The sequence below is a fragment of the Thermincola ferriacetica genome (assembly GCF_001263415.1).
Classification (GTDB): domain Bacteria; phylum Bacillota; class Thermincolia; order Thermincolales; family Thermincolaceae; genus Thermincola; species Thermincola ferriacetica.
Genome location: NZ_LGTE01000034.1, coordinates 1 through 22,641, shown reverse-complemented (window position 1 = coordinate 22,641; position 22,641 = coordinate 1). Strand labels below are relative to the sequence as shown.

The following is a 22,641-nucleotide window of genomic DNA, read 5'->3' as shown; positions in this document are numbered from 1 at the left end:
TACATTAATGAATTTAATAGTCCCAGGGAGCTAAGAATTGTTTTAAACCAATACATTCATGAGTACAATACCTATCGTCCCCATTTTTCTATTGAAGGCCAATGCCCGGCTCAAGTCTATGATGACAAGCGTCACCAAGAAGTTGCTTAAACACACAAACACGGAAAGGAGGATAACTTACAAAATTTTTTTCGTGTCTTGACAAAGGGGAGCATTATACGGCTCCGCTACGCTCCGCCCAACTTGCCCCGTCCTCGGCTGTCTGCTTTTTGCATTGCCGGGGGTATGGGTTTTGGGTGAGCAAAAAGCCCGCCAGCCTGCGGGCGAGACAAGTTCATTTAGCCCCAATGCGTTAGGCGAAATTGGTTTACTACATATGCCAAGATAATAGAAATATTACGAAATGTAGATGGAAGAGGGAAACCATAAATGATGAAAAGAATTAAAGTTTTGTCTGAAAAAGTATTGGGTTATTTGCTTGTTACAATTTTATGGATGGCTGAAACTATGGTTTTCATTTTATCACCATTAATCTTACATATGATGATAGCTGGTTTATTTGAAGTGCCTAGTGAAAAGATTTTTCAACTAACAGATATATCCGTGATTTCCCTAATATTATTTGGTGATACAACCAAGACTTTAATAATTTTTTATAGGAAAAAAAAGGGTTTTGAATTGAAACTTAGACGCACTATGACGATTGGTATAGCAGGTATTGTGGTATCTTCAGTATTATTAACTTTTGGTCTTATTAAAACATATAACCCATCTTTTAAAGTCGGTCCTTCAATTTATGAAATTCAAATAATTTGGTTTGTTTTGGCCATATTATGGTCTGCTCTATCTAATATTCCTATAGCCATGAAAAACGGTCTGGACAAACATTTTCTAAGTTTAGAAGACGAACTGTAAACCAACTTCGCCTAAACCAGCTAATAAACGTCAAGAGTTTTTTCTAAAAATCTTTTCCGGCTTGAAAAAGGGCATAGCAAAGCTAGCCTACCGGTGGTAGACTTAAAAAGAGTTACTGCCGACTTAACCGAAGAATTAATCTAACTTAAATGATTCGTTTTTACGCCAAACACCGTAGATAATTCTAAGTAATTTGCTTGAAGTGGCCGGTAAAGCTACCATTTTCTTCTTGCCTTCAGCTACTTTGCGGGAATAGTAATCATGCAGCAAAGGATTCACAGGCCCTTTTCCTGTTACACGCACACCTGCGGAAGCGGCTTGATAGAGTGCCTTTCGAAGGTAGCCGGAGCCTCTTTTAGATAGTTTGTTTTTATCTGCTTCAAACCGGCCGGACTGACATACGGAAGGATCCAAACCAGCGAAAGCCACCAACTGTTTAGCAGTGGGAAACAGAGTGATATTTCCGATTTCGGCAAGGATTGAAGCTGCAGTAATCTCTCCGACACCTGGAATCATTTTGAGTAAAGAATAAGCAGGTATACCCTTGGCCGCCGCAACAATTTGAGCCCGTAAGCCTGAAAGAAGGCGTTTTTGTGTCATGAGAATAGGAATGTATTCTCTAAGAACACGTACGTTTGATTGTTGGGCCACTTTGTAAGGCAAACATGCCCTGGCGGCGGTCAGTAATTTTTGATAGATTTGTTCAGGCCAGTCTTTTCTTTGGCATTTGGATTTTAGATGTTTAACAATATCCTCCTTACATGCGGACAGAACGGCTTCAGGTGTAGGGAATACTGAGATTAGATTGAGAGAAGAGTCACCGCATAGATCAGAAAACACGTCGGTATAGTGTGAGAACAAGAGATCCAGGATACTTTGAAACCTTAATTGTGCTTCGATATAGAGGTTACTGAGGCCGCCGTACAGTCCGCAAAGGTTTCTGAGTTCGGCGATTTCAGGATTAACCGGATGCAGGGGCCTATGCTCATCAAAGTAGTACAATTGAACAATACGTTGGGCATCAACCTTATCGGTTTTGACTTTACGAACGCCCTGCGTTTCTGTTGTTTTTGTTCATGAGTTTCAAGAAGGTTTAAAGCAATAACTGAATATCCTGCTTCCATTAAGTTTTGTGTAATAGCCCTGGAGCAGTTGCCGGTAGATTCTAAGATGACCTCCGGCTTTTTGTGGGTTAACAGTTCCAGATTTCTTAACAGCTCAACGAGAGAGGCAAAGCCTGATGGAGTATGTTCCACCCTGAAAGGCTTTCCCATAGGCTCACCGAACGAAAGATAAAGGGCAGCAATACTGTTTTCTTTTGATACATCAAGACTTAACACAGGTTTATACATAGAACTCCTCCTTTTTTCCAGGACCCTGTTCGGGCACTCCCCACAAGTTCGCCATGTAATCCGGGCTAAAAGCCCAACCAGCTCAAACGTAGTATGAATGCCTTAAGAGGGAATGGACACTTTAGACGACGGGGTCTTAAGCCCCAACAACGCTCACGTCCTAAACCCTGGTTTTATTCCAGTGTAAAGGACAGGAACAAAACAAAAAAGGCCATACCAGTTCAAGCTGGTTATGACCGTATTATACGAACAACGCTGGAAACGGCTCCGCTACGCTCCGACCCAACTTGCCCCGTCCTCGGCTGTCACGGTTTTTGCGTTTACCTGGCAAAAATCGCACCACCAAGCAGGTGAGGGCAAGGCCACTGCAACGACCCGCCCCGCCGCCCATTTGGTACCACCAACCAGGCGGCACACTGGGAAAAGGCCGCCGCGTGCCTGGCCAATGGGCCGTTCCTACCCAACACAGCAATAAAGCCGACTCAAATGAGCGGCTTTGCAGAATAGCCGAATGACGGCGTTCTCCACGACAGTTTTGGTGTCACGATTTTTGCGGAGCAGGTGCAAAAACCGCGCCAGCTGTGCGGTCGGGGCAAGTTCGTTTCCAGCACATGCGTTAGGCGAAATCCAATTTGAAAATGGGGTGTAAAAGAATGAAAAAGCTAATACTTTGGAGCTTTGTAGTTGTTTTATTTATTACCGGTTGTTCAAATGCAGCAGTCATTTCCCCAAAAGAAAATCTAAAAGACTTAAATAATACCGTTGCAACAGAGTCACGGAATTCTGTGCCAAGTTGGCTTTATGAATTCTTTAAAACTAAATTTAAAGAACCAGATTTAGTGAAACCGGAGAACATAACTTTTTTGCATGTCCGAATGAATTCAAACGAACCTCCACAAATTGCCGCTTATTTAACAATTGATCGTTTGAATGGGGTATTTGCACTATTCGAGTTACAAGGTGACAAATACAAAGAGGTGTATGTAAAAGAAGAACCTATTTATGGATTACAGGTATTAGGAAATAGTAATAAACAATATGTGGCTTTCATTGCAGGTTTGGGCGGTACTGGTTACCAGGAAAACTCATTCTATTTGCTAGGATATACTTCTAAGGGCTACAAAGAAGTATGGAAAGGGGTAGCGGAGCGATATACATTTGGACCAAAGCAAAACTACATAATAATCGGAGCGATAAACTTTCATATACCTAACGAACAACTTATTTACTCCCAATTTAAACGGACATATAAGAGTAGCCCTCAGTCACAATATGATATAAATAAACCAGATAAAACTGAGAAATCAATTGAAGTTTTGAAGTATGACGAAAATCTAATGAAGTTTAAAGTTGTCGATTGAAAGCTTGAATTCACGAATTTCAATATATCGTGGTAATACATAAAGGTTGCTCTAGCTCAAATTGGAACATCGCCTAACAACGCTGGAAACGGCTGCGCTTACGCTCCGACCCAATTTGCCCCGTCCTCGGCAGTCACGGTTTTTGCAGTTACCTGGCAAAAATCGCGCCACCAAAAGGTCGGGCCAGGGCTACGACAACGACCGGCCACGCCGCTCATTTGATACTACTGGTCAGGCGGCACATTGTGAAAGGGCCGCGCCGCGTGCCTGGCCAATGGGCCGTTTCTACTCAAAACAGCAATAAAGCCGACTCAAATGAGCGGCTTAGCAGAAATGCCGAATGACGGCTTTCTACACAACAGTTTTGGTGTCACGATTTTCGCGGATCAGGTGCAAAAACCGCGCCAGCCTTGCGGGCGGGCAAAGTTCGTTTCCAGCAGATGCGTTAGACGAAATCTGGCTATTTGGGGTCAATAAGAAAACAATATCTTCTCTTGCCATGTAGAATTCTTCTGATTTCAACAATTGTACCTTTTACAGCATAAAAGACCAGATAGTTGCCTATTATTAGCATTCTATAACCTTGTGATTGAAGTCGTCTGTCTTTTGGAATCTGTCCCATCAGTGGGAAATCTTCTAATTTCGAAATAGATTCGTCAAATTGGTCAATAAAGTTAATTGCGGCAGTAGGATTATCAGCCCTGATGTATTCTGTTATTTCCATAAAGTCTTTTTCTGCACTGGGAAGATATCTTATTCGATACTTTTTACCCATCGATGGTAGCCCTCATTTTCTTCATTAGAGCTTTATGACTGATAGTTGGTGCGCCGGAAGCACTTTCTTGCTCAGCCTCTCCTAGTTTTTGGTATAATTCAATTAGAGCTTCAAGTTTTTCATAAGTTGCCATACTCATAACAACCAAGTCGCCCTGGCCATTTTTGGTAATGAAGACAGGTTCGCCTTCATTATGACAAAGTTCAGATATCTGATTAAAGTTGTTTCTTAAGTCTGAGATAGGCCTAATGATTGGCATACGAGATCACCCCTTTATCATTTATCGTAATAATATTATATCATAAGAATGATAAAAAATATACTATTTGCTTGACGCCAACATCACCTAACACAGCGCCAAACGGCTACGCTTCGCTCCGACCCAACTTGCCCCGTCCTCGGCTGTCAGGCCTTTTGGGGGTCAGGGTTAATAAGGGTTGGGGTGAACAAAAGTCGCGCCAGCCAGTTCGACAGACGTGCTCGTTTCCAAAGGCAATGTGTTAGGTGAAAAGACCCTACGATTACAGCTAATATAGCCAAGTACTTATGAACTTTAGAAAAGGTGATAGTTAACATTATGATTACTGCAGCTATTCATGGTTTTCTTCTAGCATTTCCATTGATTATGCCATTAGGAGCTCAAAATATTTTTGTATTTAATCAAGGTGCATTACATCGTCACTTCGTTAATGTGTTACCGGTTGTCTTAACGGCTGCAATTTGCGATACCATCCTGATATCGCTGTCAGTGATGGGGATATCAGTATTAGTGTTTGGTTCGGTTATTATTAAGTCAGTATTAATTGGTATAGGTGTTGTTTTTTTGATTTACATGGGCTGGACTACATGGAAGTCAAAGATAGATAATAATGAGCAGAATACATATTCTTCATTTTCCCCAACAAAACAAATCATATTTGCTGCGTCAGTTTCCCTATTTAATCCGCACGCAATTATGGATACTGTAGGTGTAATAGGTACAAGTTCTTTGGCATATCAAGGTTTGGACAAGTTCGCGTTTGCATCAGCTACGGTACTGGTGTCATGGATATGGTTTTTTGGTTTAGCGGTAGCAGGGAGATTAACTGGAAAATTCGATAAGAAAGGTAATTTTATTATTGTGATAAATAAAATTTCTGCTTTTATCATGTGGGGAGCGGCAGTTTATCTTTTGTTATCCCTAAAAGGATAGTTGTTTAAATTAGGGTTGGCGAAGCTTCAATCCCATATGCTCAAGGGGTTTACACAAATTATTTTACAGTATAGCTTCTTTCAGTTCACGCTATTCCCTGGGTTTATCGGCAGGATCCATCGCGTTAATAAGCACATTTTTAAACCGGTCGAGGGAGACGTTCCGGGCTTCCAGGGGGATACCCATCCAGTCAGAGAAATCCAGAATTTCTTCCGGGTGTTCTTCCATGTACTGGTCAAAAAATCCAATGGAGTCCAGCATAATTGCGCCACCGGAGTATTGCGGAAAGTTTTCATTGGCGGTAGCCTTATCCCAACCCTTGAATTCATGTTCACGGTATTTTAACCAGCCCGGGGTGCAGAACCAGACCTTGCTGCCCTGGGCAATTTCTTCCCGTTCATCCACAGAAGCAATCATATCTATACAGTTATGCACAATAGTACGGGAGATGAAATAACCTTCTTCCCTCATTTCGTTTATTACCGTGTCAATTGTTCTGGTGGGATTTTTTATGTTTATGTAACAATAGGTTCCGCCGTAAACGATAATTATTTTTTTGGCGTACTTTTTAGCTTCGTTTAGTTGTTTAAGCAGTTGTTTTTCTAATTCATTGGGTGTCTGGTGCAAGCCGGGAGTAGTGTAAAGGATTTTAGCAGCATCCAAAAAACCGGTTGCCTTCAAGTAGTTTAATTCTGGGATCATCGTCCCGCAGGCCACAATAACGTAGTCTTGAAAAGAAACGTCCTTACTCATCTTGTTACCACCTTTCCGGGTTTTTAAATTAATTATATACCCTATAGGGGTATAGGTCAATAGATTGTGCCCCTTGTCTTTTTGTGCTAACGGTGATAAATTATACTATAAGGCTTGCTATGGAGACTTGTTTTGGGGGGAGGAGCTTGAAAAAGACAGTGCAGGTTTTTGAAGGCCTGGCAATTTTTTTATTTATGCAGGCCCTGGGAGAATTTATCACGCGAGCGACACACCTTATTTTGCCGGGGAATCTGACCGGACTTTTACTGCTGTTTCTGTCCCTTGTTTTGGGCATAGTAAAACTGGAGCAGGTAGAGGATGCGGCAAACCTGCTGCTGGACAACATGATGTCATTTTTTATTCCCCTGAATGTAGGTTTGATCACCATATTGCCCCTGTTGAAAAAAGAGGGAATGCAGGTGCTGATTACTTTGCTGGCCACTACCGTATTGGTCATGGTGGTGACAGCAAAAGTAATAGAGTTTATGGACAAGGGAGGTACGGCCGGTGACGCTGATAAAGGAAATGCTTAAGGAACCCGTGTTTCAGGTTGCTTTGACCCTGGCAGTATTTGTGCCCGTCAACAGGCTTTACCGGAAGGTGCATTTCTTCCTGTTCAACCCTTTGATTCTGGCCAGTGTTATTGTTATGCTTGTCATTCATTTTGCCGGCATTAATTACGATACATACAACCAGGGAGGCAGGATTATTACCTTTTTTCTGGGCCCGGCCACTGTTGCCCTAGGGGTGCCTCTGTATAAACAGATTCCTGTGATCAGGGAAAATTTCCGACCCATTATGCTCGGAGTGTTCACCGGAGCCGTCACTGCAGCTTTTTCCACTGTATATTTGGCGAAACTGCTGGGGGTAAGCAAATATGTGATCACCTCCATAGCGGCGAAATCCACCACTATGCCTATTGCTATCGGGATTACGGAAAAACTGCACGGCAATACTTCGGTCATTGTTTTTGCCGTGGCTGTTACAGGCATATTCGGCGGGGCTGTAGGAGCGGAAGTAATGAAGCTGGCCAGGGTGAAAAGCCGTGTGGCCACGGGCATAGGCATTGGGACGGCTTCCCATGCCGGCGGGACTTCCCGGGCTGTGCAAATTGGAGAGGTAGAAGGTTCCATGAGCGGCGCCGCCATTGTTCTGACAGGTATCGTTACTGCTATTATAGCACCTTTTATAGTAAAGCTTTTAATATAGCTGTGGTGGCAAACTATTTAGAAAAATAAACCATACCACAGAGAACCCAGTAGATTTTAAACAGGTTTTAAACAAATTAACAGAGGTGGACCCATGAAAACCGTTTTAGTCGTGGGCGCTGGGGCGGCGGGCCTTATGGCTGCAGGAAAAGCAGCGGAGGAAGGCGCCAGGGTTATATTGTTTGAGAAGAATAAACAACCAGGCAAGAAAATCCTCATTACCGGTAACGGCAGATGCAATCTGACTAACGAGGCAAATCTGCATGAATTTGTAAAAAGTTTTCCGGGTAACGGCCCGTTTCTGTACAGCGCCTTCAGCACATTCAGCAACTGGGATTTAATAAGTTTTTTTTCCGAACGGGGTTTAGAAGTAAAATTGGAACGGGGGGGAAGGTTTTTCCCCGTTACCGATAAGGCCGCCGATGTAGTGGCCGTATTGAAAAAATACTGTCTGGAGGCAGGAGTAGAGTTCCGGTGCGGTGAGACAGTGGAAGAAGTAATTATTCGGGACAGCCACGTAAAGGGTGTAAAATTAGCCGGCGGTGGGGAAGAACCGGGAAACGCAGTGATTATAGCCACCGGGGGGATGTCATACCCCAGTACCGGTTCTACGGGGGATGGCTACCGAATGGCCGAAAAAGCCGGTCATACCATTATAACCCCTAAACCGGCGTTGGTGCCTTTGGAAACAAGGGAAGACTGGGTCAAAGGACTGCAGGGGCTGACTTTACAAAATGTATTAATTAAGGTGATTGCTGCCGGAAAACCAGTAGGTGAGAAATCTGGCGAGATGCTATTTACCCATTTTGGTGTTTCCGGCCCTATAATCCTCACTTTAAGTCGCACTGTCCGGGAGAACCTGGAGTTGGGGCAGGAGGTAGTGCTGAAAATCAACTTAAAACCGGCCTTTACCCAGGAACAGTTGGATAATGTGATTTTACGCGATTTTGAGAAAAACCGGCGCAAACAATTGAATAACTCGCTGGGAGAACTGCTGCCCGGTTCGTTGATTCCGGTGATTATAAGGTTGAGTAATATTCCTGGGGACAAACCGGTGCACCAGATCAGTAAAAGGGAGCGTCTGAAGCTATTAGCCTTAATCCAGGGGCTTACCATAACTATATCCAGGAGCCGTCCGCTCAGGGACGCCATGGTAACCGCCGGCGGTGTATCAGTAAAAGAAATCAACCCCAAAACTATGGAATCTAAGTTAGTGCAAGGGCTTTATTTTGCAGGTGAAGTCATCGATATTGACGGATATACCGGCGGGTTCAACCTGCAGGCTGCTTTTTCTACCGGGTACGTGGCCGGGAAAGCAGCCGGACAAATGTAAAATATTGCGGGAAGAAAATGAAACCGGGCCGGGCTTGGGATAAAAATCCCTGCGCAGGAATATATAAAGTATAAAAACCTGCGGGGGTGATAAACTCAATGCGGTTGATCAAAATTATTGAACGCCTATTGGTCCGGGTCACATTAATGGGTTTGGTAGTTTTAGTGGCTGTTCAGACAGTAACCACCGGTTCGTTCAGTTCCATGCTGGATTTTTCTGTACCCAGCAGGCAGATTGCCGACAACCAAATGGTTATCGGACAGAACATAGGGGAAAAGTCTGTAGTCATTTTTTCACTGGTTGACTATACCTCGCTGGCCCAAGCCGCGATATACGTCAACGGTAAAAAAAGGGCCGATTTTGCTGAAAAATACGCTGCTATAGCCGTGTATCCCGGGGATTTGGTAGAGCTGGATGCATCTTTTTATGACAAACCTGTTTTTATTCAGGTCATGCAAAATGACCGGAAGGTAATCAAATTAAAGGAAGGAACCATAATCAGACTTCGCCATGAACGGAAAGCCCTGCCTTTGAACAACGTTGACTAATGGTAACCTCTGTAATATAATTAGATATTATTCGGTAGGACGGTGATATTGTGACCCTTATTGGAAGCAAGAAAACAGCCAGCGCGGCAATCCAAATGGCATTGACTGAGAGCAGGGAAGACGAAAAACTTTTGCAGAACAGGTTTCTTCAGGAAGGGATTAGAGCGGCGGCCGTTGATTACGGTGGCGAGTTCATTACTTCGGTAAAAAAGATAGTCGAACGCGCCATTGTTGCTGCCAAGCGAGAAGGAGTAATCAGTGATACCCATACCGATGAGGGCGCTGTTGCCGGGGCTACCCGGGAAGCCCTGTCACAAATCATGCCCAAGGCTTTGGGATTAAACGTGGGAGGGAAGATCGGCATTGCACGGCAGAAGGACCATATAACAGTAGCCGTATTTTTTGGCATTGGATTGCTGCACCTGGACGAGGTGGCCATTGGATTAGGACACCGCGCCGTTCCTTAATTTAATACTACGGGGAGGATGGTATGATGGTAGAAAGATGGTATGTACGCGGAATACGTGGTGCGATAACCGTTAAGGAAAATAGCGCCCGGGAAATCTTTAACGCAACAGTGGAACTTTTGCAGGAACTCATGAAGGAAAACGGTGTGGAAATTGAGGACATAGCCAGCATATTTTTTACTACTACACCTGATTTGAATGCGGAGTTTCCGGCTCTGGCGGCAAGAGAGTTAGGATGGAAGTATGTGCCCCTGTTGTGCGCCAGGGAAATTGATGTCCCCAAGGCCATGTCCGGGGTTATCCGGGTGCTGATGCATGTAAATACTACCAAAAAACAGGACGAGATAAAGCACCTTTACCTGCGGGATGCCACCAAACTTCGCCCGGATCTTTAAACAATTGTTGACAGACGGGCTTATCCCATGTTATATTCAGTATAAGCTGAGTTGAGTTTTTACGCAGTTGAGTATAGTCGAGAAATAGCAGAGCAGAGCTGAGCTGAGATGAGGTCTGGGATATGTATATTTAAACCAGTACTCATTTGAGTGCTGGTTTTATTGTTTTTGCGGGGAGATGGGAACATGATTTATCCATCGGAAAATGATTATTTGCAAATGGCAGAAGAATATAACCTGATACCTGTACATACCGAAGTGGTAGTTGACACGGATACACCGATTACGGTTTACGCCAAAGCGTGCCAGGGGAAACAGGGGTTTCTGCTGGAAAGTGTGGAAGGTGGTGAAAACCTAGCCCGTTACTCTTTTATCGGGTTTGAACCGGTAATTACCTTTACCAGCAAAAAAGGAGCGGGGAAAATTATCGAGGGGGATTATATATACGAGTTTTCCGGTTCTCCCCTGGCAGAACTGGAAAAGTTGATGCAAAGATTTAATGCCCCTAAATTAACTGACCTGCCCAGGTTTTATGGCGGAGCTGTCGGGTATTTCGGCTATGATACCGTCAGGTTTTTTGAAAAGCTGCCCGACTGCAATATGGATGATTTGGATTTACCCGAATGTCACTTTATTATTACCAGATTTGTTTTGGCTTTTGACCATATAACCCATAAACTGAAGATTATCTGCAATACTATGCCGGGTAAAGATTCACGGCTACAGTACATGCAAGCGGTGAAAGACCTGGAAATTATCAGAAAAAAAATCCTGCAGCATAACATTTCTGTTTTGTCCCGAGGGAGTACTCCTGAACAAAGGGGAGACATAAAATCCAACCTGCCGAAAAGAAAATTTCTCGAAATGGTAAACAAGGCCAAGGAATATATTAAGGCCGGCGATATTTTTCAGGTAGTGCTGTCACAAAGATTCAGCCTGCCGCTGAATACCGATCCTTTTTCCCTGTACAGGACTTTGCGAGTAATAAATCCGGCGCCATATCTGTACTTTCTGGATTTCGGAGAAATCCAGATTATTGGGTCTTCGCCGGAAATGCTGGTCAGGGTTGAGGACGGAATCGTGCAAACCTGTCCCATCGCCGGAACCCGGCCCAGAGGGGTAACCCCTGAGGAAGACCGGGCCTTGGAACAAGAACTCTTGCAGGATGAAAAAGAACTGGCGGAGCACCTGATGTTGGTTGATTTGGGCAGAAATGACTTGGGCCGGGTGTGCGAATATGGTAGTATAGAAGTAACGGATTTTATGGTTGTTCAAAGGTATTCCCACGTAATGCATCTTGTTTCCAGTGTAAAAGGCCGTTTAGCGGAAGGAAAGACAGCTTTTGCAGCCCTGCAGGCCTGCTTTCCTGCCGGCACCTTGTCAGGGGCTCCCAAGGTCAGGGCTATGGAAATAATTGAGGAACTCGAACCCACCAAACGTGGATTATACGGCGGGGCCATAGGGTACTTAAGTTTTACGGGTAACATGGATACCTGCATTACCATCAGGACCATTTTGGTCCACCGGGGTATGGTCCATATTCAGGCAGGGGCGGGTATCGTAGCTGATTCCGATGCGGAAAGGGAATACCAGGAAACGTTAAACAAGGCGCGAGCACTAATCGAAACACTTGCTTTCAGGGAGGTTGGATGAAAAGTGCTGTTAATGATTGACAACTACGATTCTTTTACTTACAACCTAGTCCAGTACCTGGGGGAACTGGGGGCAGAAATCACTGTTTACCGGAACGATAAAATTACCTTACCGGAAATAGAGGAGCTGAATCCCGATCACATTATCATCTCCCCCGGCCCCTGCACGCCCAATGAAGCGGGGATATCCCTGGATCTAATCAAATATTTTGCCGGGAAAATTCCCATTCTCGGGGTTTGTCTGGGTCACCAGGCCATCGGTCAGGCCTTTGGCGGGAAAGTAATCAGGGCAGAAAACCTCATGCATGGCAAAACTTCCCGGATATACCATGACGGCCGGACGATTTTCCAGGGAATTCCGTCTCCGTTCACGGCTACCCGTTACCATTCGCTGATCGTGGAACGGGAAACGTTACCCTACTGCTTGGAAATTACTGCCTGGACGGACCAGAATGAGATAATGGGTATCAGGCACAAGCAAATGGCTGTGGAAGGAGTCCAGTTCCACCCCGAATCAATTTTAACTGAAGCCGGAAAGACATTGTTGAAGAATTTCCTGGCTTTGTCAGTAAGGCAAGAGTAAACAGTTGACAGTTGACAGTTGGCAGTTGACAGTTGGCAGTTGGCCAAAAGTGGGTCTGTAAACAGTAAAGCGAAAGTGGGTCTGGGGGAGAAGAGAGACTTAATTGCAGAGGTCAATAATCTACCTTATTGACCATTAGTAGATGAGTTGAGAGGAGGAGAGTATAGTGTTAAAGGAGAGCATTAGCAAAGTTGTGGCTGGGCAGGACCTGAACGAAGATGAAGCTGCCGGGCTGATGGAAGAAATTATGAGTGGGCGGGCAACGGACGCCCAGATAGCTTCTGTAATTACCGCTTTAAGGATTAAAGGGGAAACTGTTGATGAAATAACCGGTTTTGCCCGGGTTATGCGGGCTAAGGCTACCCCGGTGCCCACGTCCCGTATCTTGCTTTTGGATACATGCGGAACCGGGGGCGACGAAGCCAATACATTCAATATTTCCACAACAGTTGCTTTTGTTGTGGCCGGGGCCGACGTGCCTGTGGCCAAACACGGCAATCGTTCTGTTTCAAGCAAAAGCGGCAGTGCTGATGTCCTGGAAGCCCTGGGTGTCAACCTGAACCTGCGGCCTGAGCAGGTGGGAGCTTGTATCGACCGCATAGGCATCGGGTTTTTATTCGCTCCTGCATTGCACGGGGCGATGAAATATGCGATTGGGCCGAGGCGTGAAATAGGAATCAGGACTGTTTTTAATATCTTGGGGCCCCTTACCAACCCTGCGGGGGCGCAGGTCCAGGTCGTAGGAGTTTACGACGAGCGCCTGACAGAGGTATTGGCCGGTGTGCTGGCCAAACTGGGCACCAAGGCGGCTTTTGTGGTCCATGGCGCCGGGGGTATGGATGAGGTTTCCCTATCGGGTCCGGCAGTTGTCAGTGAGGTTAAAAACGGCAGGGTTCATACATACCAGTTGGATCCTCTTGATTACGGTTTTCAACGGGTGCCGAATAATGCCTTGACCGGGGGGGATCCGGCAAAAAATGCGCGCATTACGCGTAATGTTCTGGAGGGGGCGCCTGGCGTGCATAGGGATGTAGTTTTGATAAATTCGGCTCTGGGCCTGGTTGCTGCCGGATTCAGCAGTGACATCGCCGACGGGATAAAACTGGCGGCAAAGTCTATTGACAGTGGAGCGGCCTTAAAAAAATTAAAGGACCTGATTAAAATAACCAATGAGATGGCCATGGAAAACCAGAGGGTCAGCCAGGGGGCATAAACGGGATGATATTAGATAGTATTCTCAAGGAGAAAAAGCAGGAAGTGAAATTAGCAAAAACCCTTAAATCAATGACGGAAATGAAACAGAGCCTGGCTGCTTTGCCCCCTGCCAGGTCTCTCGTAAAAGCGCTGGATAATAGGCCTGCAATGGGATTAATAGCGGAAATAAAAAAAGGTTCTCCTTCCAAAGGTATTATCAGGGCAGATTTTGACCCTGTTGAGATAGCTAAAATTTATACGGCTTCCGGAGCAGCAGCCATTTCAATTCTCACCGATGAAAAGTTTTTCTTCGGCAGTTCTGCTTACCTGCAGGCCGTGCGAAAAGTTACCGACCTGCCGCTCTTGCGCAAGGATTTTATCATTGACCCCTGGCAGGTTTATGAAAGCCGCTGCCTGGGAGCTGACCTGATCCTGCTAATTGCAGCTGCTTTGGATGATAAGATGCTCCCCGAGTTATTTGATCTGGCGACAGAACTGGGCATGGAATGCCTGGTGGAGATTCATTCGGAAGAAGAATATGAGCGGGTCAAAGGGCTGCCCCTACACCTCTTGGGGATCAATAACCGGGACTTGCAGACCTTTCATACTGACCTCAATACTACCGTTAATCTCTGCGGCAAGATACGGGATTCCAAAGGTTGTAAAATTGTCAGTGAAAGCGGCATTAAAAACGGTAATGATGTTAAATTTTTAAAGAGCCACGGTGTGGATGCCGTTTTGGTGGGCGAGTCATTGATGCGGGAAAAGGATATTCGGCAAAAAGTTCTTGAACTGCTGGGATGGGAGGGGGTTGCCTGATGGTCAGGGTAAAGATTTGCGGCATTACAAACCCTGCTGATGCTGTAGCGGCGGCTTCCTACGGAGCCGATGCCATCGGTCTCGTTTTTGCCACCGGGCGCAGGCAGGTAACCATAGAAAAGGCCCGGGAAATTGCCAACGCCGTACCCCCCTATGTAAATATTGTCGGGGTATTCGTGGATGAAGCTGTTGGCGAGGTAAACAGAATAATAGACTGGGTGGGGCTGGACACAGTACAGTTGCACGGCAGCGAGAGCCCTGAATACTGCCGGGAAGTCAGGGCTAAGGTGGTCAAAGGTATAAGGGTCAGAGAGGGTTACCTTGAAGAACTGGCTTCATATAAAGGTTGTGTCAGTGGGTTTTTATTGGACACTTTCGTCCCGGGGCAGCCGGGCGGTACCGGGCAGACTTTTGACTGGTCCTTGGCAGTGCACGCCAAAGAGTACGGCCCTGTAATTCTGGCCGGTGGTTTAACCCCGGAGAATGTACGGAAGGCTATCGAAACAACACTGCCTTACGGAGTGGATGTAAGCAGTGGGGTGGAAACGGGTGGTATGAAAAACCAGGATAAAATGCGCAGATTTATTGAACAAGTGAGGAGGTACAACTATGCAGGTACTGCCTGATAAAAACGGATATTACGGGGAGTTTGGCGGCAGGTTTGTCCCGGAGACCCTCATGCCGGCTCTTTTCGAGCTGGAAGAAGCCTATTTACAATACAAAAATGATCCCGATTTTCAGGCCGAATTCAGAAAATATCTTGCCGAATATGTGGGCCGGCCCTCGCGCCTTTACTTTGCCAGACGGCTTACTGATTACTGCGGTGGCGCGAAGATATATTTAAAAAGGGAAGACCTGAACCATACCGGCGCCCATAAGATCAACAACACCATCGGACAGGTGCTGCTGGCCAGAAAAATGGGCAAAAAACGGGTGATTGCCGAAACAGGCGCCGGTCAGCACGGAGTGGCTACAGCGACGGCGGCAGCTCTGTTCGGCCTGGAATGTGTTGTTTACATGGGCGAAGAAGACATAAAAAGACAGGAACTGAATGTTTTCCGGATGAAAATCCTGGGGGCTCGGGTGCAACCTGTGTCTTCCGGCAGCAGGACCTTAAAAGATGCTATGAATGAGGCCATTAGGGACTGGGTTACCAATGTCCGGACTACTTTCTATGTTTTGGGATCAGTAGGCGGACCCCATCCCTATCCTATGATCGTGCGGGACCTGCAGTCGGTAATTGGGCTGGAGACCAGGCAGCAAATTCTGGAATTGGAAGGAAAGCTGCCTGATTATCTGGTAGCCTGCGTAGGAGGCGGTAGTAATGCCATGGGTTTGTTTCATCCGTTTCTGGATACGGAAACGAAGATGATTGGGGTCGAGGCTGCGGGACACGGACTTCATACACCTTATCATGCGGCTACATTGACGAAGGGCAGCAAAGGGGTCTTGCACGGGGCTTACAGCTACCTGCTGCAAGACGATGACGGCCAGATTTTGGAAGCCCATTCTGTTTCGGCCGGTCTTGATTATCCGGGGGTTGGACCGGAACACAGCTATTTAAAAGAAACAGGTCGTGTGACATATACATCTGTTACGGACCAGGAGGCTCTGGAGGCTTTTCAGGTCCTATGCCGGACGGAAGGAATTATACCGGCCCTAGAAAGTTCACATGCCCTGGCGGAGACTTTAAAACTGGCTCCCAGGTTAAACCGGGATCAGGTCGTGGTGGTAAACCTTTCCGGGCGGGGCGACAAAGATGTTCAGACGGTGGCCGCTTTACTGGAGGTGGACTAGGGATGGCTTATGCTGATGAAAAGACCATGCTCTTAGAAAATAGAATAAAGCAGAAATTTGATAACCTGGCCAGGCGCGGGGAAAAAGGCCTTATAACTTTCGTCACGGCCGGCGATCCTGATCTGGAAACTACAGTTCGCCTAGTGCTGGAAATGGAAAAAGCCGGCGCCGACATTGTGGAACTGGGCGTACCTTATTCTGACCCGTTGGCTGACGGGCCGGTCATACAAAAGGCCTCTTTGCGGGCGTTAAAAAACGGTACTGCCTTAAAGGGAATTTTTGGTGCAGTACGGGAAGTCAGGAAGCAGAGTAACATACCTTTAATTTTAATGACTTATTATAATCCTGTTCTCAGGTACGGACTGGCGGCATTTGCTGCTGAAGCCTTAACGGTGGGAGTAGATGGCGTCATCGTGCCGGACCTGCCTGTAGAAGAAGCCGCTCCTTTGGAAAGGGAACTTACGGCCCAAGGGTTATATTTGATTCCCTTGGTCGCCCCCACAAGCGGGGCTGAACGTATAAAACGGATTACTGCCGGTGACAGGGGTTTTGTTTACTGTGTATCTCTGACAGGGGTAACAGGTATACGGCAGGGGGTGCCGCCAGGCCTGGAGGATTTTCTTGACTGTGTGCGAAGAAATACCGCCAATCCGCTGGCCGTAGGGTTTGGTGTTTCCCACCCGGAACAGGCCCGGGAAATTGCAAAACATTGTGATGCTGTCATAGTTGGCAGCGCTTTGGTAAAAACTATTGAAGAATATCAGAATTCACCTGATTTGCTGGTTCACGTAAAAAACTTTGTTCATAGCTTAAAAGAAGCGATATAATTATAGTATATACGGTTCGGTAGTGTACCGGCCGGCATTGTTTTTAAAGCTTTGTTTATCTTGGGGGTCAGGACAGTGAGACATGATGCTTTGGTCAGCAGGGAAACCAAAAAAGACGATACGATAGTAGACATCAAGGGAATAAAAGTTGGCGGTAACAATATCGTGATAATTGCAGGACCCTGTGCTATAGAGGATAAGGAACAATACCTGGAAACGGCCGTGACATTGAAACGGTTGGGAGCGCACATGCTCAGAGGCGGCGCCTTTAAACCCAGGACCTCTCCCTATACTTTCCAGGGTCTTGCTGAAGAAGGATTGAAGATAATAGCTGAAGCGAAAGAACTGACTGAGATGCCAGTGGTTACTGAGGTGCTTGATACCAGGGATGTGGAACTGATTGCCCGTTATTGCGATGTTATCCAGGTGGGCAGCAGGAACATGCAGAATTTTGTGCTTTTGAAAGAAGTGGGCCGGTCTTCTTTACCGGTGCTTCTGAAAAGGGGATTATCGGCCACTATTGAAGAGTGGCTGATGGCTGCTGAATACATAATGGCCGAGGGGAACCATAATGTTATCTTGTGTGAACGAGGCATCAGGACCTTCGAAACATATACCAGGAACACTCTCGATATCAGCGCAATTCCTGCTGTAAAACACCTGTCGCATTTGCCTGTTATTGTTGACCCAAGCCATGCCGCAGGCAGGTGGGGGATGGTGGGACCTTTGTCCAGGTCAGCCGTTGCCGCAGGCGCCGATGGACTACTGATAGAAGTGCATCCTGAACCGGAGTTGGCCTTGTGCGATGGCGGCCAATCTCTTACACCGGAAAACTTCGCTAAACTGATGAAAGAAGTGAGAGCGGTGGCGGCAGCCGTAGATAGAACGTGCGATAAAGAGGAAAAGGTTTCTTGTCAAAACAAAATTAATATGGTACGATAAAATTGTAGGATGGTTGGAATTTAACATTAAAAAAAAGCGGTAGGACGGCAGGAAGGGAGGTTAAGTGGCTATGGAAAAGTATGCCTTAGGCGCTCCTTTTTGGAGTGCTTTTTTAATATTCGGGTAATGGGTGTTTCATGATTTTTTCGCAAATTACAGAAAGATAGGAAGTTGAAGGGTAAAAAAGTTTTTGCAAAAAAAGGAAAGGGTAGAGGAAGATTTAAAGTGAGGGATAAATATGATTGTTGTTATGAAACATGATGCTACCCAGTCACAGATTGAAAACGTAAAAAACCGTTTAGCGGGGCTGGGTTTCAAGATTCATTTATCAGAAGGTGTGGAGAGGACCGTAATAGGGGCTATAGGCGATAAGTCGCTTTTATCGGAGATTGCCCTGGAGGCGATGCCTGGGGTCGAAAAGGTAGTGCCCATTCTACATCCCTATAAACTTGTCAGCAGGGAATTTAAGCCTGAGTATTCCAGAATAAAAATCGGCGATCTGGAAATTGGCGGGCGGCAGATTCATGTCATGGCGGGCCCTTGTGCCGTAGAGAGTAGGGAACAGATAATGACTACGGCGAAAGCAGTGAAAGAGGCCGGAGCTACCATTTTACGAGGCGGGGCTTTTAAACCCCGTACTTCCCCCTATTCTTTCCAGGGTTTGGAGGAAGAAGGTCTGAAGATGTTAGCAGAAGCAAGAGAAGAGACGGGCCTTCTGGTAGTTACTGAGGTTGTTGATCCCAGGACGGTGGAGCTGGTCTGCAAATATGCGGACATTCTGCAGATAGGCGCCAGGAACATGCAGAATTTCTTCCTGCTAAAAGAGGTATCAACCATTAAAAAACCTGTCATTCTAAAACGCGGGCCTTCAGCCACCATAGAAGAATGGTTGATGGCTGCCGAATACATTATGTCCGGCGGTAATTACGATGTCATATTATGTGAACGGGGTATCCGGACCTTTGAGGAACACACCAGGAATACCCTTGATTTAAGCGCTGTTCCGGTGGCCAAAAACTTGTCGCATCTGCCGGTTATTGTTGACCCCAGCCACGGTACGGGCAAGTGGATGTATGTACAACCCATGGCCAGGGCAGCCATAGCGGCCGGGGCCGACGGACTTATGATAGAGGTGCATCCCAATCCGGCCGAAGCGCTGTCCGACGGGCCACAATCCCTGACGCCGGAGAATTTTGCCCAACTTATGAACGAGGTCAGGGGTATTGCGGAAGCTATGGGGAGAACTTTATAATCTCCCTTATAGCAATTGTTTTGGGAGGGAGTTAGAATGCAGCCGCTGTGGGAACAGGTGACTATTGTCGGTGTCGGATTAATAGGCGGTTCGCTGGGGATGGCATTGAGAAAGAAGGGTTTGGCCAAATCTGTTATTGGCGTGGACGTAAGAGAGAAGATACTTGATACGGCAGTGGAAATGGAGGCCATTGACCGCGGCATCGTTGATTTGCAGGCAGGGGTTGCGGAAGCCGATTTGGTTGTATTGGCAACTCCCATCTGCACTTCTGTTCGGATATTAACAGAAATAGCGCCTTTCCTGAAAAAAGGGTGCGTGGTTACTGACGTAGGCAGTACGAAAAACCTTATTGTTGAAACAGCAGCAAGGATAATGCCTGAAGGAACGGTGTTTGTCGGGGGACATCCCATGGCCGGGTCCGAACAGGCCGGCGTTAACGGAGCCGATTTGTACCTGTTTGAAAATGCGGTACATATACTGACCGTGATGCCGGGCACCCCGGAAGAGCCAGTACAAAAGCTGAAGCAGACTGTAAATTCTATTGGCGCCAGGGTGTTGGAAATGAACCCGGTACAGCATGATTTCCTTGTGGCCGGCATCAGTCATCTGCCCCATATTGTGGCTGCGGCGTTGGTCAATACCGTAGGCCGCCTGCATAAGGATTACCCGGACATATTGGGGCTGGCCGCCGGCGGGTTCCGGGATACCACCCGCATAGCATCAGGCCACCCTTTGATGTGGAGGGATATATGTACCACAAACAAAGAGCAGATATTGGAGGTTCTGAAGATATTTAAAGAAACATTAAATGAGATGGAGGCCATGATCGACAACTGTGACGAAGAGGGGATCGAGGCTGAGTTCAATAGGGCGAGGGAAATACGCAGAGGTATTCCCGCCAGGATGAAGGGTTACCTGCCTGTACTGTATGAGATAATAATTTATGTACCTGACCGGCCCGGCGTCATTGCCGGAATAGCGAGTTTACTGGGAGAGGCAGGAATAAATATCAGTGATATAGAAATTATGCGGGTAAAAGAGGGCGAAGGTGGTAGTATCCGCCTTGGCTTTGGTTCTGCCGAAGATCAGGAAAAGGCATTAACTTTGTTTAGAGAAAACAATATTAAGGCAAAAATAAAATTGTAAAAGATTATTAACATGTTATAAGATATTTCCGAGATGTTTTATCGGATACATTGAACGGGGTGTGCTATGAAGTATAGAGTATCAGGCGGCGTAAAGCTAAGAGGAACAATTGCCGTTCCCGGTGATAAATCCATATCCCACCGGGCTGTTATGATCGGCTCTCTGGCTGAGGGGCCCACAAGGATTGAGAATTTCCTTATGGGAGCCGATTGCCTGAGCACCATCCGGTGTTTTCGGGCCATGGGGATTGAAATTAATATAGAAAAGGATAACATTGTCACCCTGGTGGGGAAGGGGTTGAGGGGTTTGCAGGAACCCGGGGACATCCTTGATGTTGGCAATTCAGGAACGACCATCAGGCTGATGACGGGTATTTTATCGGGCCAGCCCTTCTTTTCTTCTGTGACAGGTGATGAATCCATCCGGAAAAGGCCTATGGACAGGGTCACCATCCCCTTAACCAGAATGGGCGCCCACATCTGGGGCCGCGAGAACGGACGGCTTGCACCTCTGGCTATAAAAGGAGGAGAGTTATATCCAATTGATTTTGTTTCTCCTGTAGCCAGCGCCCAGGTGAAGTCGGCCGTTCTCCTGGCCGGACTTTTTGCTTCCGGGCAAACAAGGGTGGAGGAACCTGTTAAGTCAAGGGACCATACGGAACGGATGCTCCGGTATTTTGGGGCTGATATTGAGGTCGAAGGCAACAGGATATCGGTAACGGGATTTCCCGAGCTCACAGGCAGGGAAGTCAGGGTACCGGGGGATATTTCCTCGGCGGCTTTCTTTATTGTTGCCGGGCTGACAACTCCCGGTTCAGAACTCATGCTCCGGGAAGTGGGGCTTAATCCGACGCGCGACGGCATTATTGATGTATTGCGGCAAATGGGTGGCCGGATTGAAATTTTAAACGAAAGGGAGGTAGCTGGGGAACCCGTTGGCGATATATTGGTTGAATCCAGCCTATTAAGAGGCGTGGAAATTGACGGAGCCATTATTCCCCGACTGATCGACGAGATTCCCGTTTTGGCCGTGGCAGCGGCCGTGGCGGATGGAGAAACGGTCATCCGGGATGCCGCTGAGCTCAAGGTGAAAGAGACCAACCGCATTGCTACCGTAACAATGGAGTTAGCAAAATTTGGGGTAGAAGTGGATGAACTACCGGACGGGCTGCGCATAAAAGGGGGGAAAAAGCTGCAGGCTGCCTTCTGTGACAGCCACGGCGATCACCGGATAGCCATGGCTATGGCTGTAGCCGGGCTGGTGGCAGAAGGGGAAACAACAATTGACGGCTGGGAAGCCGCAGATGTTTCATTTCCAAACTTCGGGGAATTGCTGGAAAAGATTGCCCGATAAAAGCGGCCTCATCATCCGACACCGACGCCGGAAACCCGGCCGCAAGCCAGGATAACGATTTGGCCGGGTTCAGCGATTTCAACGTTGCAATGGAAGGGTGGGTGGGATGACCCGGCTACCCCGGAGCTTTGTGCTGGAGAATGGCGGCAGGGTAGGAGGGTATCCCCGCTACCCGGGAGCTTTGTGCTGCAAACCCTTGCCGGGCAGGCAGCGTTCCCGAACTCGATGGCTCATAATGCATTTCTTGCGGGTCAGGCCGCCTCCCGTCCAGCCACTCAACTTGCGTTGAGTGCCGGACTTCCCCGCGGCCTTCGCCATCTTCGGACATGCGGGAACTCTCTGCCTGCCCGGCAGCGGATTTGCGGGCGCAGTCGCTCCCAAACGGTAGCGGAGAACCCCACCCGCCCTTCCGTGGTTGAAGGAAGGCGTAACCTCGGAGCAACGGTTGTTTCACCGGCGCAGCGGCTTTCCGTAAAGCAACGGTTGTTTCACCGGTGCAGCGGCTTGCCTCATAACAACGGTTGTTTCACCGGTGTAGCGGCCTTCCACAGGGCAACGGTTGTTTTACCTCCACAGCGGTAAGCGGCAGTTCCTACCGAAAACAGCACAGAGGGTCAGCGTTTATGGCTAACCCCCTGTCAGACTGTATGAGCATTTATACAGTTTCAGCCATATCCCGGCCAATAACCTTTTCTAAATCAAGGATTATGACCAATCCCGATTCCATTTTGGCCACCCCGGTGATGTAATTTTCGTCTACGGTAGAAGTGAGAAGAG

27 protein-coding genes are annotated in these 22,641 nt (G+C 47.1%); 21 read left to right on the top strand and 6 right to left on the bottom strand.

Annotated features, from left to right (window positions below; all coding sequences use genetic code 11):
• Window positions 1-3: 3 nt before the first annotated feature.
• Both Tfer_RS16365 and Tfer_RS14690 read left to right on the top strand, forming a co-directional pair.
• The gene (locus tag Tfer_RS16365; RefSeq protein WP_207642458.1) at window positions 4-150 is read left to right on the top strand and encodes an integrase core domain-containing protein; all 147 of its coding nucleotides are present in this window, start codon (window positions 4-6) and stop codon (window positions 148-150) included.
• Window positions 151-429: 279 nt separating this feature from the next.
• On the top strand, window positions 430-915 hold the full coding sequence (locus Tfer_RS14690; protein ID WP_052219046.1) for a hypothetical protein: 486 nt from the start codon (window positions 430-432) through the stop codon (window positions 913-915).
• Between the two features lie 135 nt (window positions 916-1,050).
• On the opposite strand, the gene Tfer_RS16165 is transcribed toward Tfer_RS14690, so the two are convergent.
• Window positions 1,051-1,917, bottom strand: coding sequence for a transposase (locus tag Tfer_RS16165; RefSeq protein WP_282432073.1), 867 nt, complete (start codon window positions 1,915-1,917; stop codon window positions 1,051-1,053).
• Window positions 1,800-2,267, bottom strand: coding sequence for an IS110 family transposase (locus tag Tfer_RS17180; RefSeq protein WP_052219044.1), 468 nt, complete (start codon window positions 2,265-2,267; stop codon window positions 1,800-1,802). The genes Tfer_RS16165 and Tfer_RS17180 overlap by 118 nt, the downstream gene beginning before the upstream one ends.
• A gap of 653 nt (window positions 2,268-2,920) precedes the next feature.
• On the opposite strand from Tfer_RS17180, the gene Tfer_RS14675 reads away from it, so the two are divergent.
• Window positions 2,921-3,628: a hypothetical protein gene (locus Tfer_RS14675; RefSeq protein WP_052219043.1), complete on the top strand. Its 708-nt coding sequence runs from the start codon at window positions 2,921-2,923 to the stop codon at window positions 3,626-3,628.
• A gap of 460 nt (window positions 3,629-4,088) precedes the next feature.
• On the opposite strand, the gene Tfer_RS14670 is transcribed toward Tfer_RS14675, so the two are convergent.
• The gene (locus tag Tfer_RS14670; protein ID WP_052219042.1) at window positions 4,089-4,403 is read right to left on the bottom strand and encodes a type II toxin-antitoxin system RelE/ParE family toxin; all 315 of its coding nucleotides are present in this window, start codon (window positions 4,401-4,403) and stop codon (window positions 4,089-4,091) included.
• Entirely contained in the window at window positions 4,396-4,662 is a 267-nt protein-coding gene (locus Tfer_RS14665) for a type II toxin-antitoxin system Phd/YefM family antitoxin (RefSeq protein ID WP_052219041.1), read from the bottom strand. Before Tfer_RS14665 ends, Tfer_RS14670 begins: the two co-directional genes overlap by 8 nt.
• Before the next feature lie 318 nt (window positions 4,663-4,980).
• On the opposite strand from Tfer_RS14665, the gene Tfer_RS14660 reads away from it, so the two are divergent.
• Entirely contained in the window at window positions 4,981-5,595 is a 615-nt protein-coding gene (locus Tfer_RS14660; protein ID WP_052219040.1) for a LysE/ArgO family amino acid transporter, read from the top strand.
• A 90-nt stretch (window positions 5,596-5,685) separates the two neighbouring features.
• On the opposite strand, the gene Tfer_RS14655 is transcribed toward Tfer_RS14660, so the two are convergent.
• Complete coding sequence (locus Tfer_RS14655) at window positions 5,686-6,348, bottom strand: DUF1638 domain-containing protein (protein WP_052219048.1); 663 nt, start codon at window positions 6,346-6,348, stop codon at window positions 5,686-5,688.
• A 146-nt stretch (window positions 6,349-6,494) separates the two neighbouring features.
• On the opposite strand from Tfer_RS14655, the gene Tfer_RS14650 reads away from it, so the two are divergent.
• From Tfer_RS14650 to aroA, 17 genes are all read left to right on the top strand, one after another.
• Window positions 6,495-6,881 carry a CidA/LrgA family protein gene (locus Tfer_RS14650; RefSeq protein WP_049771622.1) on the top strand — a complete coding sequence of 129 codons (387 nt, stop codon included), beginning with the start codon at window positions 6,495-6,497 and terminating at the stop codon, window positions 6,879-6,881.
• Window positions 6,856-7,557, top strand: coding sequence for an LrgB family protein (locus Tfer_RS14645; RefSeq protein ID WP_013120479.1), 702 nt, complete (start codon window positions 6,856-6,858; stop codon window positions 7,555-7,557). The genes Tfer_RS14650 and Tfer_RS14645 overlap by 26 nt, the downstream gene beginning before the upstream one ends.
• Window positions 7,558-7,650: 93 nt before the next feature.
• Window positions 7,651-8,889, top strand: a complete 1,239-nt coding sequence (locus Tfer_RS14640; RefSeq protein WP_052219039.1) for a BaiN/RdsA family NAD(P)/FAD-dependent oxidoreductase — start codon at window positions 7,651-7,653, stop codon at window positions 8,887-8,889.
• 98 nt (window positions 8,890-8,987) lie between these two features.
• Window positions 8,988-9,437: a hypothetical protein gene (locus Tfer_RS14635; protein WP_052219038.1), complete on the top strand. Its 450-nt coding sequence runs from the start codon at window positions 8,988-8,990 to the stop codon at window positions 9,435-9,437.
• A gap of 50 nt (window positions 9,438-9,487) precedes the next feature.
• Window positions 9,488-9,904: a HutP family protein gene (locus tag Tfer_RS14630; protein ID WP_052219037.1), complete on the top strand. Its 417-nt coding sequence runs from the start codon at window positions 9,488-9,490 to the stop codon at window positions 9,902-9,904.
• A 23-nt stretch (window positions 9,905-9,927) separates the two neighbouring features.
• Window positions 9,928-10,299: a chorismate mutase gene (gene aroH / locus Tfer_RS14625; RefSeq protein ID WP_013120475.1), complete on the top strand. Its 372-nt coding sequence runs from the start codon at window positions 9,928-9,930 to the stop codon at window positions 10,297-10,299.
• 186 nt (window positions 10,300-10,485) lie between these two features.
• Window positions 10,486-11,952, top strand: a complete 1,467-nt coding sequence (gene trpE, locus Tfer_RS14620; protein WP_052219036.1) for an anthranilate synthase component I — start codon at window positions 10,486-10,488, stop codon at window positions 11,950-11,952.
• 3 nt (window positions 11,953-11,955) lie between these two features.
• Complete coding sequence (gene pabA, locus Tfer_RS14615) at window positions 11,956-12,534, top strand: aminodeoxychorismate/anthranilate synthase component II (protein WP_052219035.1); 579 nt, start codon at window positions 11,956-11,958, stop codon at window positions 12,532-12,534.
• A gap of 166 nt (window positions 12,535-12,700) precedes the next feature.
• Window positions 12,701-13,747: an anthranilate phosphoribosyltransferase gene (trpD, locus tag Tfer_RS14610; RefSeq protein WP_052219034.1), complete on the top strand. Its 1,047-nt coding sequence runs from the start codon at window positions 12,701-12,703 to the stop codon at window positions 13,745-13,747.
• Window positions 13,748-13,752: 5 nt separating this feature from the next.
• Entirely contained in the window at window positions 13,753-14,547 is a 795-nt protein-coding gene (trpC, locus tag Tfer_RS14605) for an indole-3-glycerol phosphate synthase TrpC (protein WP_052219033.1), read from the top strand.
• Entirely contained in the window at window positions 14,547-15,173 is a 627-nt protein-coding gene (locus Tfer_RS14600; protein WP_052219032.1) for a phosphoribosylanthranilate isomerase, read from the top strand. The genes trpC and Tfer_RS14600 overlap by 1 nt, the downstream gene beginning before the upstream one ends.
• A complete protein-coding gene (gene trpB / locus Tfer_RS14595; protein ID WP_052219031.1) occupies window positions 15,157-16,344 on the top strand; it encodes a tryptophan synthase subunit beta in 1,188 nt (395 codons plus the stop codon). Before Tfer_RS14600 ends, trpB begins: the two co-directional genes overlap by 17 nt.
• 2 nt (window positions 16,345-16,346) lie before the next feature.
• A complete protein-coding gene (gene trpA, locus Tfer_RS14590; protein WP_083436977.1) occupies window positions 16,347-17,171 on the top strand; it encodes a tryptophan synthase subunit alpha in 825 nt (274 codons plus the stop codon).
• 36 nt (window positions 17,172-17,207) lie between these two features.
• Window positions 17,208-18,113, top strand: a complete 906-nt coding sequence (aroF, locus tag Tfer_RS14585) for a 3-deoxy-7-phosphoheptulonate synthase (protein WP_427916568.1) — start codon at window positions 17,208-17,210, stop codon at window positions 18,111-18,113.
• Between the two features lie 238 nt (window positions 18,114-18,351).
• On the top strand, window positions 18,352-19,365 hold the full coding sequence (gene aroF / locus Tfer_RS14580) for a 3-deoxy-7-phosphoheptulonate synthase (RefSeq protein WP_052219029.1): 1,014 nt from the start codon (window positions 18,352-18,354) through the stop codon (window positions 19,363-19,365).
• A gap of 36 nt (window positions 19,366-19,401) precedes the next feature.
• On the top strand, window positions 19,402-20,511 hold the full coding sequence (locus Tfer_RS14575) for a prephenate dehydrogenase (protein WP_052219028.1): 1,110 nt from the start codon (window positions 19,402-19,404) through the stop codon (window positions 20,509-20,511).
• A 66-nt stretch (window positions 20,512-20,577) separates the two neighbouring features.
• The gene (aroA, locus tag Tfer_RS14570; protein WP_052219027.1) at window positions 20,578-21,864 is read left to right on the top strand and encodes a 3-phosphoshikimate 1-carboxyvinyltransferase; all 1,287 of its coding nucleotides are present in this window, start codon (window positions 20,578-20,580) and stop codon (window positions 21,862-21,864) included.
• 115 nt (window positions 21,865-21,979) lie between these two features.
• Here the strand turns inward: aroA and Tfer_RS14565 are convergent, their stop codons facing one another.
• Window positions 21,980-22,192: a hypothetical protein gene (locus tag Tfer_RS14565; protein ID WP_152909076.1), complete on the bottom strand. Its 213-nt coding sequence runs from the start codon at window positions 22,190-22,192 to the stop codon at window positions 21,980-21,982.
• Between the last annotated feature and the right edge of the window lie 449 nt (window positions 22,193-22,641).